General features: G+C 63.7%; 9 protein-coding genes. 1 reads left to right on the top strand and 8 read right to left on the bottom strand.

Annotated elements, in window-relative coordinates:
• Window position 1: 1 nt before the first annotated feature.
• The 6 genes from CFB50_RS38450 to CFB50_RS00655 all read right to left on the bottom strand — a co-directional run bounded on the left by CFB50_RS38450 (window position 2) and on the right by CFB50_RS00655 (window position 11,178).
• Window positions 2–1,375 (bottom strand): hypothetical protein, encoded by a 1,374-nt coding sequence (locus CFB50_RS38450; protein WP_144020615.1) that lies wholly within the window; start codon window positions 1,373–1,375, stop codon window positions 2–4.
• 130 nt (window positions 1,376–1,505) lie between these two features.
• The gene (locus CFB50_RS00675; RefSeq protein WP_089444741.1) at window positions 1,506–5,063 is read right to left on the bottom strand and encodes a type VI secretion system Vgr family protein; all 3,558 of its coding nucleotides are present in this window, start codon (window positions 5,061–5,063) and stop codon (window positions 1,506–1,508) included.
• Between the two features lie 635 nt (window positions 5,064–5,698).
• A complete protein-coding gene (gene eutC, locus CFB50_RS00670) occupies window positions 5,699–6,493 on the bottom strand; it encodes an ethanolamine ammonia-lyase subunit EutC (RefSeq protein ID WP_069246796.1) in 795 nt (264 codons plus the stop codon).
• Window positions 6,490–7,887 carry an ethanolamine ammonia-lyase subunit EutB gene (locus tag CFB50_RS00665; RefSeq protein ID WP_069246795.1) on the bottom strand — a complete coding sequence of 466 codons (1,398 nt, stop codon included), beginning with the start codon at window positions 7,885–7,887 and terminating at the stop codon, window positions 6,490–6,492. Before CFB50_RS00665 ends, eutC begins: the two co-directional genes overlap by 4 nt.
• Window positions 7,888–7,984: 97 nt before the next feature.
• Window positions 7,985–9,397, bottom strand: a complete 1,413-nt coding sequence (gene eat / locus CFB50_RS00660; RefSeq protein WP_069246794.1) for an ethanolamine permease — start codon at window positions 9,395–9,397, stop codon at window positions 7,985–7,987.
• 317 nt (window positions 9,398–9,714) lie between these two features.
• Window positions 9,715–11,178: a mechanosensitive ion channel gene (locus CFB50_RS00655; protein ID WP_069249193.1), complete on the bottom strand. Its 1,464-nt coding sequence runs from the start codon at window positions 11,176–11,178 to the stop codon at window positions 9,715–9,717.
• A gap of 276 nt (window positions 11,179–11,454) precedes the next feature.
• Between CFB50_RS00655 and CFB50_RS00650 the strand changes: the two genes are divergently transcribed.
• Window positions 11,455–12,333 carry an AraC family transcriptional regulator gene (locus CFB50_RS00650; protein WP_069246793.1) on the top strand — a complete coding sequence of 293 codons (879 nt, stop codon included), beginning with the start codon at window positions 11,455–11,457 and terminating at the stop codon, window positions 12,331–12,333.
• A gap of 86 nt (window positions 12,334–12,419) precedes the next feature.
• On the opposite strand, the gene CFB50_RS00645 is transcribed toward CFB50_RS00650, so the two are convergent.
• Both CFB50_RS00645 and CFB50_RS00640 read right to left on the bottom strand, forming a co-directional pair.
• Entirely contained in the window at window positions 12,420–12,788 is a 369-nt protein-coding gene (locus CFB50_RS00645) for a zinc ribbon domain-containing protein (protein ID WP_069246792.1), read from the bottom strand.
• Window positions 12,789–12,798: 10 nt separating this feature from the next.
• Entirely contained in the window at window positions 12,799–14,907 is a 2,109-nt protein-coding gene (locus CFB50_RS00640; RefSeq protein ID WP_231937736.1) for a heavy metal translocating P-type ATPase, read from the bottom strand.
• Between the last annotated feature and the right edge of the window lie 8 nt (window positions 14,908–14,915).

Here is a 14,915-nt window from a genome sequence, read left to right as displayed (position 1 = left end):
TTCAGACTCCCACCCATTCCCATTCAGCGTTGCCGGCGTCGCTCGGAATCGACGGCATCGGCTGGCCGCGCCGCATCGTGACGATGCGGGACAGGTCATAGCGATATTCCGGCGTCGAGTAGTCGGCATTCGCGCGCACGCGCGCCACCCATCGGCCGCCACGCGGACACGGCGCGCCGGGCAAGCTGAACTGCTCCGTGCCTTCGACATAGGCGGACGAGAATGGCTTCGTGGGGGTCGGGGCACTGCCTTCCCATACCCATTGCACCGGCCCATCGAGATGGACGCCGTCCCCGGACTCCATCGGCATCGTCATGCTGTCGGTCGTGGCGATGTCGCCGGCCTTGAATGGCATCACCTGCAAGCTGCGGTAGCTGCCGCCGGAATTCAGACGTACGGCTCGATACAGGCCGTCCTCCGCGAACGTCTCACCGGGCTTCACCGCGTGATATGACATGTTTGCGCGATGCATGGCCTCCCACTGCTCACGCTCCTGTGGCGTTGAAGGATAGTCATGGTCGAAAGCTATTTGGCTTTTAATAGGACTGAAATCGACGTGCGTTGACAGCCCCCAGCCATAGCCCTCGTATTCTATTTTCATAAAAGCCACACCGGAAATCTCGTACACACCTTTTAAAATTTTATTATCCGGAACAGCCTCGATCTTCAAAATCCTACTTTCACCAGGATTGAGCACGACAAATCCATCAGGAAATTCTTTTTTATTTATCAGTGTTTTACCAGCCAAATTAAAGCCCCAATCATCGCGAGGCTGCATCTTCCCAAGCTCACTAAACGGCGCAACGGCAAGCCCCCCACCCCGAGTATTGCCAGGCAATAGATCTGGCGTTTTAAATTTAATCCATCGTTTGCCGGAATTGATAAATTTAATCGACACAGTGTAATGATCGCCCTTATGCTCGATACTCACCGTCTCGAAATCCAACTTGATGATCTTTTGACCATCCGAGCATGCCTGCTCGGATAGCCTGAGAGGTGCATCAAAAACCTGACGCCTGAAACGCTCTGGAATCAGACGCAATGAACCTGATCTCCGTACGGCTTTACCTTCGTCTTGGCAGATAACGCTAAATGTTGCGGCCGGATCATGGGTTTCTGGTCCGCCGGACTGAATATCCTTGTCACACAGAGTGTGAGCTACGTCTTTCAGTTGCCGCGCCTCTTTATTCTGCAGACTGAGAACGAAAACACCCACACCCGTTTGTGATTCGTCGTTGACAGTATCCCCTTTGGCAAAATAAAACCTTCCTTCGCCATCAAAAGTCATTTCTCTCGAACCATATTCAAGGCCACCGGACCACGAAAGGGAAAATGCACCAGGCTTCATGGCACTGTTGCCGAAATCATTCGCCATAACGAATCCACCCCCCATCCATACAAGAATTATCAACAGAGCCAGCTTTCGAACTGCGTTAGAAAACTGCAAATCACTCCTGCCCGACGAGAGTAGTCCCCATATTTGGGGCTCGTCTTTCGTTATCTGTTCATGCTTTCTTGACTGGCGCGTCATAGCCGACCCTCCACAACTTGTTGGTATGAGCGGAGAACCACCTACGGATGTATTCGAGGTAATACGGGGAGATCGTCGCCGTCGGCTGAAGACATCCACCGCCCATCAGATTGGTTTCAGTTTCAATAATCCAGAACGTATTCTTATCTTTATTTGCATCGGCAAGCGCAAAATCGATATTCACGCCATCCCCAACATAAATCGAGTGAACAAATCCCCCTTGCCGCCAGTATTCGTCAGGAAAATTAAAGAGATGCCCAATTTCATGTGCTTTTGTTTGCGTAACCCTTTCCGTATATCGCCCAGTTGCCACCTGCTTCTGATACTCTTTTTCCGGCCAATTCATAGCATCTGCCCGCTCAGTCGTCGGATACAGGCTAATGGTGATGTTCGGGTTGAGCGCTGGCGCGTCAGCTGCCCTTACCACCTGCACATCAGCACAGAATTTGACGGCGATTCGGCAACCGCAGGCACCCCCCTTCTGACAGCCATCAAGAATCAGCTTGTAATTACCTTGATTCAAGGTCTTTTCAATCTGGTTCTTGTAGGTTGAGGCGTCAACTTCCTTCGGATCACGTTCGACCTGTATCAAGCCATGCTCGGCAAACGATTTTCCGGAATTGGCTCCATTCCTGAACGTTTCATATTGCACTATAATGTACCGGTTATTTTCGTCGCGCGACGGCTCCCCTGTTGCCCGATTCATTTTCACCAGCAGTCGCGGCACCAATGCGGCAACGACCTTCGCCGTCAACATTTTATTACTCGCATCGTAGGTGAACTGGCATGTGGTGAGCGCTGTTCCGGCACACATAACCGGATCGTCACCATTTTTAAGTCGCTCAGTTCTCGTCCAACCGTATTTCTGGTATGTCGGTGTCTCCCGCATCATACTGACTGACTCACTAAAATCAGCCAGTTGCCAATTACACGGAGCGGGACTTAATAGCTGAATCGGATCAAGCCTAATGCACTTTTGTTGCTCATTGTCCGAATCGTTAACTGTCAGGCCGCGATTGCTTGACACTCCTGCTTTCGCACTTGATTTCCCACCAAAGATGCCCCCCAGAAATGATGGTGGCACTGTTGCGTCGGTATCTGACGCCGGGACGGGTGGCACGGCCCCAGTATTACCCTGTGCCCCCATTTGCGACGGGTTCGGCTCAAGTGCCAAGGCCGGCGCTTGTACAAAATTCGGGTTGGTACGCCAGACCTCACACTCCGTCTTGAACGGCACGAAAGCCGGCGCGAACGCCGCGCCGCTCAGGTCCAGTTGAGCCGGCCCGGTCTTCTTCAAGCCACTCGTCCTGAAGTGCACACGGCCGCGCGTGCCCATCTCGATCCCTTCCGGATTCACGCGGATATACGAGCCGCCGACGCTGAGCAGGATTTCCTTCGGCGACTTCACGTGCAAAACGCCATTGACCGTTTCGACCGTCATGTCTTCCTGCGCCGCAAGCTGCATGCGGCCTCGCTGGGCCTGCACAATGACCTCGCCGGCCGACGCGATCAGGCTCATGCCCTCCCGCGCGAACAGTGACAACAGACCGCCCGCAGCGGCGGTGATCCTCTTGAGCGCGCTGAAGTGGACTCCTTTCTTCGCGGTCCCGATGATCGAACCATCGGCGGCGAGTTGCACACCGTCGCCCGAGACCACGCCAACCGGTCCCGGTGCAGTCACGACCGCACCCGGCCTTTTCAATTCGTCCAGCCCGTCGCTGATCGCCTTTTGCGCCCGGGTATCCGCAGGCGATGCCTTCGACGCCTCGGCCGACTTCGCCAGCGATTCGGCTAGCGCCAACATTTCCTTGAGTTGCGCGACCGTCTCGGCCATATCAAGCTGCTTGCCCACGCCGCCCGGCCGGTCGTAGGCCGTCACCATCACGCCTGCGCCGCCTCGCGCAACCGCATGCCCTGAAGTCCGCAGTTCGGCACCCGCGCCTCGCTGGTTCAGTGCGCGGTCCACCATATGGCCGAGATGGAGTTGCGAGCGGCCGGAGTGCTCCGTACCGAGTTCGATGCCTTCCTGATTGTCCCAATCGTCCATCCAGAACTTGTTGCCGGATTGCGTTCGGATCTCGTTACGCGACATGCGCCGTCGTGACGAATTAATCAGGTCGGGGCGCTCGCTATTGTGGATAAAAGCCGCAATAAAGGGCTTGTTCGGATTGCCTTCGCGAAAGCCGATCAGTGCTTCGTCGCCGTCCAACGCGGGCATGTGCATGCCCGTATGGTTCCTGCTTGCGAACGGCTTGGCGAGCCGTAACGGAACGCTTTCCCCACCCTTGGGCCAGTTGCCGAAGTCGCAGTGAAACCGCGCAACGTACTCGCCTTTGTCGGTCAGGTAGGCGAATTTGTACTTGTCAGGCGACGTAATAGTCGCGCCTAGCGTGCCGGGAATTTTCGGCCACCGACGCTCGTCAATTTCCCGCCGGTACGGACGATCGGCCGGAATCGCCGTGAAGCTGTTCACGTAGCTCGCGTTCCGCGCGCCGCGATGCACAACCGTTGTCACAAACATTGCCGCGCCGGCATCCTCGAGCGCCCGATCAGACTGCACGATGCTGCCAGGCCGGATCGCCAGCACGGTCGACTCCACCGAGTAACGAATCTGGCTGGCACGTGCCGCTTCATGGCGCAACTGCGCCTCGCGTTTGGCCCCTTTGGCGTCGTCGTGATGCGTGCCCCAGAAATAGGGCTTGCCGATCATGGTCTCGTCGTCCGATACGGCGCGGTCCTCGGCACGGAAGCGCTCCCACGCCTGCTCGGGGTTGTAGTCGGCAACCACATAGGATTCCGGCACGACGCGCGAGCGGACCTTGAAGGAAAAAATCGCTTCCTCGAAGGTCGCCAGCCCGGCAGTGGGACGATCCAGCACAGGTATCGCGGGGCGCATATAGCCGTCAACGTCGTCCGCGATCACCAGCACGTCGCCGTGCTCGCCGGTCCTCGTGTAGCAGTACAGGCCCGCTTGCTCCATCTCGAGCTTGATGTAGTCCCAGTCGCCCATGTTGTACTGGAAGCGGAATGAGTGCCTGGGATGCTCGCGGCGCAGATTGAATTCGACCTGTATCCAGAAGCGGAGGTCGTAACGCGCCAAAATCTCCTTGATGATTTCCCACGAAGCCATTCCCTGGTACGTGGCGCAATTGCTCGGGCCGTCCATGACGGCCAGATGCTGGCGCATCACAATACGGTAGGTGTAACCATCACGGGATTCCGATACGGAGTCGAACTGCGTCACGAAGCCGGTAAATTCGCGCTTGGCGCGTCCGTCCTCGGGTTGAACCGAAAATTTCGCGAGTTGCCCGAGCACCATCTTTCTCGGAATCGCAATCGGTGCGGCAACTACCGCCTTGACGCTGTACGGCTCGCAGATCGCCTCGCGCACGACCCACGATACGACCGACACCGTGGGCATGGGAGGCAGTTCGCCCGTCTCCGGCTCGCGCTTCGACTTGCGCCGCATCAGCTTCAGATGCGCGGATTGCCGCCCCGTCAAATAACTTGTCACGCGATCGAATCCCGTCATTCTTACCCTCGTTATATCGGGCGCCAGCCATATCACATCGAAACGCGGCCGCTATCCATGGACAAACCATTGCGGAAAATCCGCAACAAATGAATTGAGACCAACCGAATCAACCAATCCGATTTAATCGCGCGTCAATCCAAGAATCGCTTTCGCCTTGGCATCACCCGGATGGTGCCGCTGGCCTTGGTCACGCGTGCAGCAAGTGAGCTGCTGGTGAAGGAACGATGGGGCGGGACATTCGACTCGTCACTCATCGGGTCTCCTTTCTCGACAAATCGGTGATGGTTGCGCCACACGAAATTTGCGCGAATGAGAAAGATGAATCAATCAGACGAATTCGAAATTCGCAATGCGAATTTTCGAGAGCGCTGACCGGCGTCAAATGCGCCAGTAGTCGCGCACTTTCAGGGCCGATGAGCCCGGAAGCCGTGCAAACGATCGAGGTAGTGGTTTGCCAGGTGCGCGAAACCTATTCGACGGACCGATCGAGACGGAGCGCAGCAATGCCAAGATGCGCGGCACTTGCAGCGCTCGCGCCGTCCCGCGTGCGGCAAGCAATCAACGTGTTGCGCCGAGCCGGCAGTTGTCGCCGAAGCTGCGGGTGTTTATTGACTTTCGATGCGAGTGGCTATTCACGCATCCCCGATCCGCTCCGCCTCCGCCTGCGGCAACAACGCATCACTGTCGTCCTTCAGCCCGACACCCGTCAGCCCGAGCCGGCGCGCGTGCGTCATCAGGTAATGCAGCTTGTGCGCGGCCCCCGCGTACGGCAGCCCTTCGGGCCGCACGTTCGAGATGCAGTTGCGCAATGCATCGTGGCAGCCGACCTTCGGCGCCCACGTCAGGTACACGCCGAGGCTGTCCGGCGAGCTGAGCCCCGGCCGCTCGCCGATCAGCATCGCGACGACCTTCGCGCGCAGCAGCTCGCCGATCTCGTCGCCGAGCGCGACACGCGCCTGCGTCGCGACCACCACCGGGCCGATCCGCCAGCCGTCCGCATCGAGCCGCGGCCGCACCGCCTGCAGCAACGGCAATGCCTGTTTCGCGGCCGCGAACGCCGACAACCCGTCGCCGACCACGAACACGACGTCAGGCCCATCGCCGCTCACCGCATCGCCGTGCGCAGCCAGCAGCGCGCGCCCTTCATCCGACAGCTTGCGGCCGAGGTCGGGCCGGCGCAGGTAATGCTGGCGATCGGGCGCCGCGCTCTGCACGCCGAGCGTCGCGAAGCCGGCTGCCTCGATCTCCCGCCGCAGCGCGTCCACGTCGAGCGGCTGGTGCACCGCGTCGCGCGCCTGCGCATGCGAGAGGTTGAACGCGAGCAGCGGCGCGGTCGGCAGGCTGTTGCCCGCGCGACCGAGCGCGATCCGTGCGTTCGTGAACGACTTCAGCTGCGCCCACGGGTTCTTTTCGACGGCGTCGCTCATGCCGAAATCCCCATCCAGTCGTTCGCGCCCGCGAGCAGCGGCACGCGCGACGTCGCCGCGCGCAACGCACCGTGCGCGTCGGCGATCTCCATCGTCTCCAGCCACTCCTCGAATTCCGGCGCGCGGCGCAGGCCGAGCACCTCGCGCACGTAGAGCTGGTCGTGGAACGACGTGCTCTGGTAGTTCAGCATCACGTCGTCCGCGCCCGGAATCCCCATGATGAAGTTGATGCCGGCCGCACCGAGCAGCGTCAACAGCGTGTCCATGTCGTCCTGGTCGGCTTCCGCGTGGTTCGTGTAGCAGATGTCGCAGCCCATCGGCACGCCGAGCAGCTTCCCGCAGAAGTGATCCTCGAGCCCCGCACGGATGATCTGCTTGCCGTCGTACAGGTATTCGGGCCCGATGAAGCCGACCACCGTGTTCACGAGGAACGGGTCGAATTTGCGCGCCACCGCATACGCGCGCACTTCGCAGGTCTGCTGGTCGACGCCGAAGTGCGCGTTCGCCGACAGCGCACTGCCTTGCCCCGTCTCGAAGTACATCAGGTTGTTGCCGACCGTGCCGCGCTTGAGCGACAACGCGGCCTCGCGCGCCTCGCCGAGCAGCGCGAGCGAGATGCCGAAGCTCGCGTTCGCCTTCTCGGTGCCCGCGATCGACTGGAACACGAGATCGACCGGCGCGCCCTTCTCGACCGCCGCGATCGTGTTGGTCACGTGTGTGAGCACGCACGACTGCGTCGGCACGCCGTAGCGTTCGCGGAACCCGTCGATCATCGCGAGCAGCTTCACGATCGCCGCGAGGCTGTCGGTGGCCGGGTTGATGCCGATCATCGCGTCGCCGCAGCCGTACATCAGCCCGTCGAGCATCGATGCGGCGATGCCCTTCACGTCGTCGGTCGGGTGGTTCGGCTGCAGCCGCACCGACATCCGGCCCGGCAGCCCGACCGTGTTGCGAAAGCGCGTGACGACGCGGCGTTTCCTCGCCGCCGCGATCAGGTCCTGGTTGCGCATCAGCTTCGACACGGCCGCGACCATCTCGGGCGTGAGGCCCGGCGCGATCCGTTCGAGCGCCGCGCCGTCGGCGGCCGGCGACAGCAGCCAGTTGCGGAAATCGCCGACGGTGAGGTGCGAGATGTCCGCGAAGGCAGCCGCGTCGTGATCGTCGACGATGAGGCGCGTGACCTCGTCGTCTTCATACGGGATCACCGCTTCGTTCAGGAATGCCTTCAGCGGCACGCCCGCGAGCGCGATCTTCGCGGCGACGCGCTCCTCCTCGCTCGCCGCCGCGACACCGGCGAGCTGGTCGCCGGAACGCAGCGGGCTCGCCTTCGCGAGCAGCGTCTTCAGGTCCGCGAAACGGTACGTGCGCGGGCCGATCGTCTCCGTATAGGACATCGTTCGAATCTCCTTGCCAAATGCCGACGGCGCGCCCGTTCGACGGGGCGCGCCGGATGCCGTCAGGAACGGCCTTTCACGTTCACCTTCACCCTGCTCATTCCTCCAGCAGCGCGTCGCCGGGCGCACTCGCACGCTGCGCACGCGTCGCGAGGAAGTACGCGTAGCCGAACGCGAGGAAGCCGAGGAACACCAGCGCGACCAGCCCGTTGAAGTACACCATCGTTCCGAGACAGACGAACGCGGCCAGGATCGCGAACGCCGGGAAGATCGGGTACAGCGGCGCGCGGAACGGCCGTGCCATGTTCGGCTGCGAGCGACGCAGCTTGAACAGCGACGCCATGCTCACGATATACATCACGATCGCACCGAATACCGACATCGTCACGATATTCGCGGTCAGCGTCTGCCCGCCGAACTGGATCAGCTCGTCGCTGTAGATCGCCGCGATGCCGACCACGCCGCCCGCGAGAATCGCGCGATGCGGCGTCTTGAAGCGGGGATGCACCTTGCCGAGCCATTCGGGCAGGTAGCCTTCGCGGGCCAGCGCGAAGATCTGGCGCGAATAACCGAGGATGATCCCGTGGAACGACGCGACCAGCCCGAACAGCCCCAGCCACACGAGCATGTGCATCCAGCCGCTGTTTGCGCCGACGATGTACTTCATGGCCTGCGGCAGCGGATCGTTGATATTCGCGAGCTTGGTCCAGTCGCCCGCGCCGCCGGCGAACACCATCACGCCGATCGCCAGTGCAACGAGGGTCAGGATCCCGGCCACATACGCGATCGGGATCGAGCGCTTCGGGTTCTTCGCTTCCTCGGCGGCCATCGCGACGCCTTCGATCGCGAGGAAGAACCAGATCGCGAACGGGATCGCCGCGAACATCCCGTGGAACGCGCCCATGCTGAAATGATCGGCGCCCGACCAGCCGCCCTTCATGAAATTGCTCCACGCGAAGCCCGGCGACACGACGCCCATGAACACCAGCAGCTCGAAGATCGCGAGCAGCGTGACGACCAGCTCGAAGGTCGCCGCGATCTGCACGCCGACGATGTTCAGCGCCATGAACACGAGATACGCGCCCATTGCCGCATGCTTGGGCTCGAGGCCCGGGAACTGCACGTGCAGGTACGCGCCGATCGCGAGTGCGATCGCGGGCGGTGCAAACACGAACTCGACGAGTGTCGCGGCACCGGCGAGATAGCCGCCGGTCGGGCCGAATGCACGGCGCGCATACGCGAACGGGCCGCCCGCATGCGGGATCGACGTCGTCAGCTCGGTGAAACTGAAGATGAAGGTGGTGTACATCGCCGCGACGAACAGCGCGGTGACGACGAAGCCCAGCGTGCCGGCGCTCGCCCAGCCGTAGCTCCAGCCGAAGTACTCGCCGGAAATCACGAGGCCGACCGCGATGCCCCACAGTTGCCAGGTCCCGAGCGTCTGCTGCAGCGCGGGCTGGCCGGACGACTTGGCGCCGGCGGCGGGCCGGCCATTCGACTCTGCTTTCATCGGACTCTCTCCTCAAAGGCGCCGGGCCTGGCGGCCTGCGCGACTGAGAATCGATGCTAGAGAGTCATTAAACGACGTGTTATCGAAATTCGGCAAAGATCGCGGCTGACATTTCGCTTGCAGAAATGCAGACCCGGAACGGCTGACGCAGCCGATACGCCGCAGGGGGCACAGCGACAGCCTTCGCCGACAGCCGGGCGCCGCCGGCGCCGCACGCGCGAACGCTGTCGCGTGCCGTTCTCGCCCGGCGGGATACACACGCAGCCGCCGTGCCGTCCGGCCATGCAGCGCGGCCGGACGGATGCTCGACGGTGGCTTTACTGGCCGCCGCCGCGCTGGTTGAACCAGCGGTCGAGCAGCTTGCCGGCCGCTTCGCGACCGCCGAGACCGAACGACAGCGCCACCGCCACCGCGATCGCGCCGAGCACGAGGCCGAATGCAAGCTGGACGATCTCGTTCGCGATGCCCATCGCACGCAGCCCCATCGCGAACACGAGGCCCAGGATCGCGAATTGCGCGATGCGCGCGAACAACACGCTGTGCTCGCGGTCGGCCTGCTCGATCACGCGGCGCGCGAGGCCCGCGAGCCACACGCCGATCACGAGGATCACGCCGCCCATCAGTACGTGGCCGCCGAATTCGATGAAGAGGGTGACGACGTCGCGCACCTGCGTGAAGCCGAGCCGGTTCGCGGCTTCGACCGACGCGAACAGCATCGCGAAGAACACGATCAGCCGCGCGACCAGCACCGACGGCTGCAGGATCCCCGAGAACACGCGCTCGACGCCGAGCACGGCCGGCAGCCCGTCGGCGCCCGCGGCTTCCAGCAGCTTCTGCGCGAGCGACGCGACGAAGCGCGCGAAGTAGAACGTCACCAGCACGATCACGATCGCCGCGACGATGTCCGGCACCGCGCCGAGGAACTGGTTCAGCATGTTGGTGGCCGGCACCGAGATCGCGTCGATCTTCAGCGCGTCGAGCGCGGAGATCAGCGTCGGCACGAACACGAACACGTAGACGATCGTGCCGACCAGGCTCGATACGCGCACGGGCGTCGGGCTGTCGAGGCGCTGCGTGAGGCGGTCGGCGCCGGCGGCGACGAGCAGGTTCGTCACGAGGCCGCGCAGCACGCGCGCGACGATCCAGCCGACGAAGCCGATCACCGCGGCCGCGAAAATGTTCGGCACGATCGCGAGCAGCTTGTCGACCATCCCCTGCACCGGCGACAGCAGCCCCGACAGCGCGAACGATCCGAGGATCGCCGGCAGGAACATCAGGATCACGAGCCAGAACAGCACGTCGCCGAGATAGCCGGTCATCGGCTGCATGCCGGCGCCTTCGGACAGCTTGTCGTCGATCTTGCTCGCCTTCAGCGCGCGGTTCGCGAGGCTGCGCAGCAGCGACGCGATGAGCCACGCGATCAGCGTCAGCGCCGCGCCGCCGATCAGGTTCGGCAGGTAGTTGACGATATGCGTGACGAGCAGCGAGAACGGGTTGGAGACCGCATACAGGTTGAGCACGTTGAAGATGCCCACCGCGGTGACCAGCAGCACGAGCCAGAACAGCCCGCCCGCGATGATGCGCTCGACGTAGGCGCCCTGGCCGGTGCTTTCGTTGATCCGCTGATCGACCTTCAGCGCGCCGAGCAGGCGCATCGCGCCGGCCCGCACCGCGACGGCGATCAGCCAGCCGATCACCAGAATGCCGATCGCGCCGGCAATCTTTGGCAGATACCCCCCTAGCGTGGTCTGCAGCGACGTGATGAAGCTGGAAGCATCCATTTCTTCTTCTCCCGAAAACGTGGTGTTGCGATTGAACATCGACGAACTACCTGCGTACTTCGAAAAACGTGCTGCCCCGACGGAGCAACTTACCCGAGAAAAATGACGCGATCACCCGATTTCACCGTCTTTAACTTTAGTTCTAGATCTCGGAGGGGCAAGACCCCATTTCGCCAAAATAAAAAGGGCTCGATTCGTTGGCCTCCTACGCATTTCCGCAAGATTTATCAAATCGGGCCGTGCTACCGTGACGTCGGTTCCTGCCCGGACACGCCGATGACCGTCGAAACGAAACCCGACCAGCCCGCCTGGATCCGCTACGCGGCGAGCGTGGCGCGTGTCCACGAATACATCCACGCACACCTCGACGGCCCGCTCGACCTGAACCGGCTCGCCGAAGTCGCGTGCCTGTCGCCGTATCACTGGCAGCGCGTCTATCGCGCGCTGTATGGCGAGTCGATCGTGCAGACGGTGCGGCGGATGCGGATCGTGCGCGCGTCCGAGGATCTCGTATGCACGGCGCGGCCGATCGACGAGATCGCGCGGCGTGCCGGCTACGGTTCGACGCACGCGTTCGCGCGGGCGTTTCGCGACGCCTACGGCGTGCCGCCCGTGCAGCACCGGCGCACGGGCAGCCACCGGCCCATCTATCCGTTACAGCGAGGAGAAGAAGACATGTTCAAGCATGAAGTCGAGATCCGGCGGCTGCCGGAATTACACGGCTATGCAGTGGCGCACACCGGGTCGTACCTGAAGGTCGGCGACGCGTTCGCTCGGATCGGTGCGTGGGCCGGTCCGCGCGGGCTGATCGGCCCGGGCGCGAAGATGATCGGCATTTTTTACGACGATCCGGACACGAAGCCCGAGGCGCAGCTGCGCGCAAAAGCCTGCTTCATGCCGGCCGATGGCGCACCTGACATCGAACCCGCGCCGCCGGTGGAGCGCACAACGGTGGCAGGCGGCGAATATGCGGTGCTGCTGCATACGGGGCCGTATGCGGATCTGAAGACGGCCTACCAGTGGCTCTACGGCGACTGGCTGCGTCACTCGGGCCGCGAAGCCGCCGACGCGCCGCCGTTCGAGCTGTACCTCAATACGCCGATGGATGCGGCGCCGGCCGATCTGCGCACGGAAATCTACCTGCCGCTGCGCTGATCGAAAGGCCGGTGCGCGCCGGCCCTGAAACGAAGCGCGCCGGCCGGCGTCCGCACGCCGCCGGCGCGGATGGCCGACACACCGACTTACGCAGCCTGCGTCCCGCACCCGGGACAGAACCGCGCGTCGGCCGCCAGCGCCGAGTGGCAGCGGCTGCAGGACTTGCCGCGTTGCGCGGCACCGCACTGCGCGCAGAAACGCGCGTCCGACGCATTGAGCGCGCCGCAGCCCGCACAGGCGAGCTGGCTCAACGGCACGTTGCCGCCACCCTGCGCGCCTCGGCTATCGGCCGGCGCCTGCCAGCCCCAGCCATGGCGATTGCGGCCCCGCGCATCGTGACCGCCATGCCCGTCCCGGCGCTGCCCGCCGTGATGCCCGCCACCGTGGCCGCTGTTGCCGTGCCCGCCGCCATGGCCACCGCCGTGGCCGCCCAGGATTCGTTTCAGAAAGCTCATCGCCTGCTCCTCAACGCCTGGCCCGCGCGCCGCCGAACGCCCCCGAGGACGACAGCAGCCGCAAACCGTTGGCCACGACGATCAGGCTTGCGCCCGCGTCGGCGAAGACCGCCATCCACATCGTGCCGAGCCCCGCGACCGTGAGGCCGAGGAACACGATCTTCACGCCGAGCGCGAAGCCGATGTTCTGCACCAGTACGCGATGCGTCGCACGCGACAGCCGCACGAACGCGGGAATCTTGCGCAGGTCGTCGTCCATCAGCGCGACGTCGGCCGTCTCGATCGCCGTGTCGGTGCCCATCGCGCCCATCGCGAAACCGATGTCGGCGCGCGCGAGCGCCGGTGCGTCGTTGATCCCGTCGCCGACCATCCCGACCGCACCCGCGCCGCCGGCCGACAGCTCCTCGACTGCCGCGAGCTTGTCTTCCGGCAACTGGTTGCCACGTGCGTCGTCGATGCCGGCCTGCTGCGCGATCGCCTGCGCGGTATGCGGGTTGTCGCCGGTCAGCATCGCGGTGCGGATGCCGAGCGCATGCAGATCGGCGATCGCTTCACGGCTCGTGTCCTTGATCGTGTCGGCCACCGCGAAGATCCCGAGCACGCGCGCTGCGTCGACCAGCACCACGACGCTCTTGCCCTGCCGCTCGAGCGCATCGAGCTTCGCTTCGAGGGCCGTCGAGCAGCGCTCGAGCTCCTCGACGAGCCGGTGGTTGCCGAGCCAGTAGCGCGTGCCGTCGATCGTGCCGCGCACGCCGCGCCCGACGATCGCTTCGAAGTCCTGTACATCGGCGAATGCCGTCGTACCGGCATCGCGGGCAGCCGTTGCGATCGCCTGCGACACCGGGTGATCGGAGCGCGCTGCGAGGCTCGCGCCGAGGTGCCGCACACGTGCGTCATCGGCGTCGGTCGCGTGCAGGTCGAAGTCGGTCTGCACCGGCTTGCCGTGCGTGATCGTGCCGGTCTTGTCGAGCGCGAGCCAAGCGAGCTTGCGCCCTTCTTCCAGGTACACGCCGCCCTTCACGAGAATCCCGCGTCGTGCGGCTGCCGCGAGCCCCGACACGATCGTCACCGGCGTCGAGATCACCAGTGCGCACGGGCACGCGATCACGAGCAGCACCAGCGCGCGGTAGATCCAGTCGTGCCACACACCGCCCATCAAGAGCGGCGGCGCCACCGCGACCAGCAGCGCGACCGCGAACACGATCGGCGTGTAGACGCGTGCGAACTGGTCGACGAAGCGCTGCGTCGGCGCCTTCGCGCCTTGCGCTTCTTCGACCGCGTGGATGATCCGCGCGAGCGTCGAGTTGGCCGCGACGGCCGTCACGCGATAGTCGAACGAGCCCGATTCGTTGATCGTGCCCGCGTACACGGCGTCGCCGGTCGTCTTTTCGACGGGCAGGCTCTCGCCGGTGATCGGCGCCTGGTTCACCGTCGAGCGGCCCGCGACGACTTCGCCGTCCAGCCCGATCCGCTCGCCCGGCTTCACGCGCACGACCGCACCGAGCGCCACCTGCGCAGCCTCGATCGTGCGCCACGACCCATCGGCGCCCTGCACGGTCGCGGTGTCCGGCGCGAGCTGCATCAGCCCCTGGATCGCATTGCGCGCCCGGTCCAGCGACTTCGCTTCGATCAGCTCGGCAATCGTGAACAGCACCATCACCATCGCAGCTTCCGGCCACTGGCCGATCGCCATCGCCCCCGTCACCGCGATGCTCATCAACGCGTTGATGTTCAGGTTGCCGTTGCGGATCGCGATCCAGCCCTTCTTGTACGTGGTGAGCCCGCACGCGAGCACCGCCGCGAGCGCAAGCGCCGCCGACAGCCACACGGGCAGGCCCGCCCAGGTCGCGCCTTCGGACGCGATCGCGGCGACACCGGCCAGTGCCAGCGGCCACCACGGCTTCGCGGGCGCGTCAGCGACGCGCGCGGCCGGCGCGCCGGGCGCTGCCGCCTCGGGCGTCATCCCGAGCGAGCGGATCGCGCCTTCGATCGCCGGCTGGGCGTCCGGCACGTGCTCGACCGTCAGCATCCGCTGCATCAGGTTGAATTCGAGCGCCGACACTTCGCTCATCGCGCCGAGCTTCTTGCGGATCAGCGTTTCCTCGGTCGGGCAGTCCATCTGCATGA

This window comes from Burkholderia sp. AU33423, assembly GCF_002223135.1.
Lineage (GTDB): Bacteria > Pseudomonadota > Gammaproteobacteria > Burkholderiales > Burkholderiaceae > Burkholderia > Burkholderia lata_D.
The sequence above is the reverse complement of the archived record's forward strand: the minus strand, read 5'-3'. Positions and strand labels throughout refer to the sequence as shown.

What these genes read in the sequence shown, in the direction of transcription:
- CFB50_RS00665 (WP_069246795.1), bottom strand. Translation starts at nt 7,887, where the DNA reads ATGTCCTATACGGAGACGATCGGCCCGCGCACGTACCGTTTCGCGGAC.
- eat (WP_069246794.1), bottom strand. Translation starts at nt 9,397, where the DNA reads ATGAAAGCAGAGTCGAATGGCCGGCCCGCCGCCGGCGCCAAGTCGTCC.
- CFB50_RS38450 (WP_144020615.1), bottom strand. Translation starts at nt 1,375, where the DNA reads ATGGCGAATGATTTCGGCAACAGTGCCATGAAGCCTGGTGCATTTTCC.
- CFB50_RS00675 (WP_089444741.1), bottom strand. Translation starts at nt 5,063, where the DNA reads ATGACGGGATTCGATCGCGTGACAAGTTATTTGACGGGGCGGCAATCC.
- eutC (WP_069246796.1), bottom strand. Translation starts at nt 6,493, where the DNA reads ATGAGCGACGCCGTCGAAAAGAACCCGTGGGCGCAGCTGAAGTCGTTC.
- CFB50_RS00645 (WP_069246792.1), bottom strand. Translation starts at nt 12,788, where the DNA reads ATGAGCTTTCTGAAACGAATCCTGGGCGGCCACGGCGGTGGCCATGGC.
- CFB50_RS00640 (WP_231937736.1), bottom strand. Translation starts at nt 14,907, where the DNA reads ATGGACTGCCCGACCGAGGAAACGCTGATCCGCAAGAAGCTCGGCGCG.
- CFB50_RS00650 (WP_069246793.1), top strand. Translation starts at nt 11,455, where the DNA reads ATGACCGTCGAAACGAAACCCGACCAGCCCGCCTGGATCCGCTACGCG.
- CFB50_RS00655 (WP_069249193.1), bottom strand. Translation starts at nt 11,178, where the DNA reads ATGGATGCTTCCAGCTTCATCACGTCGCTGCAGACCACGCTAGGGGGG.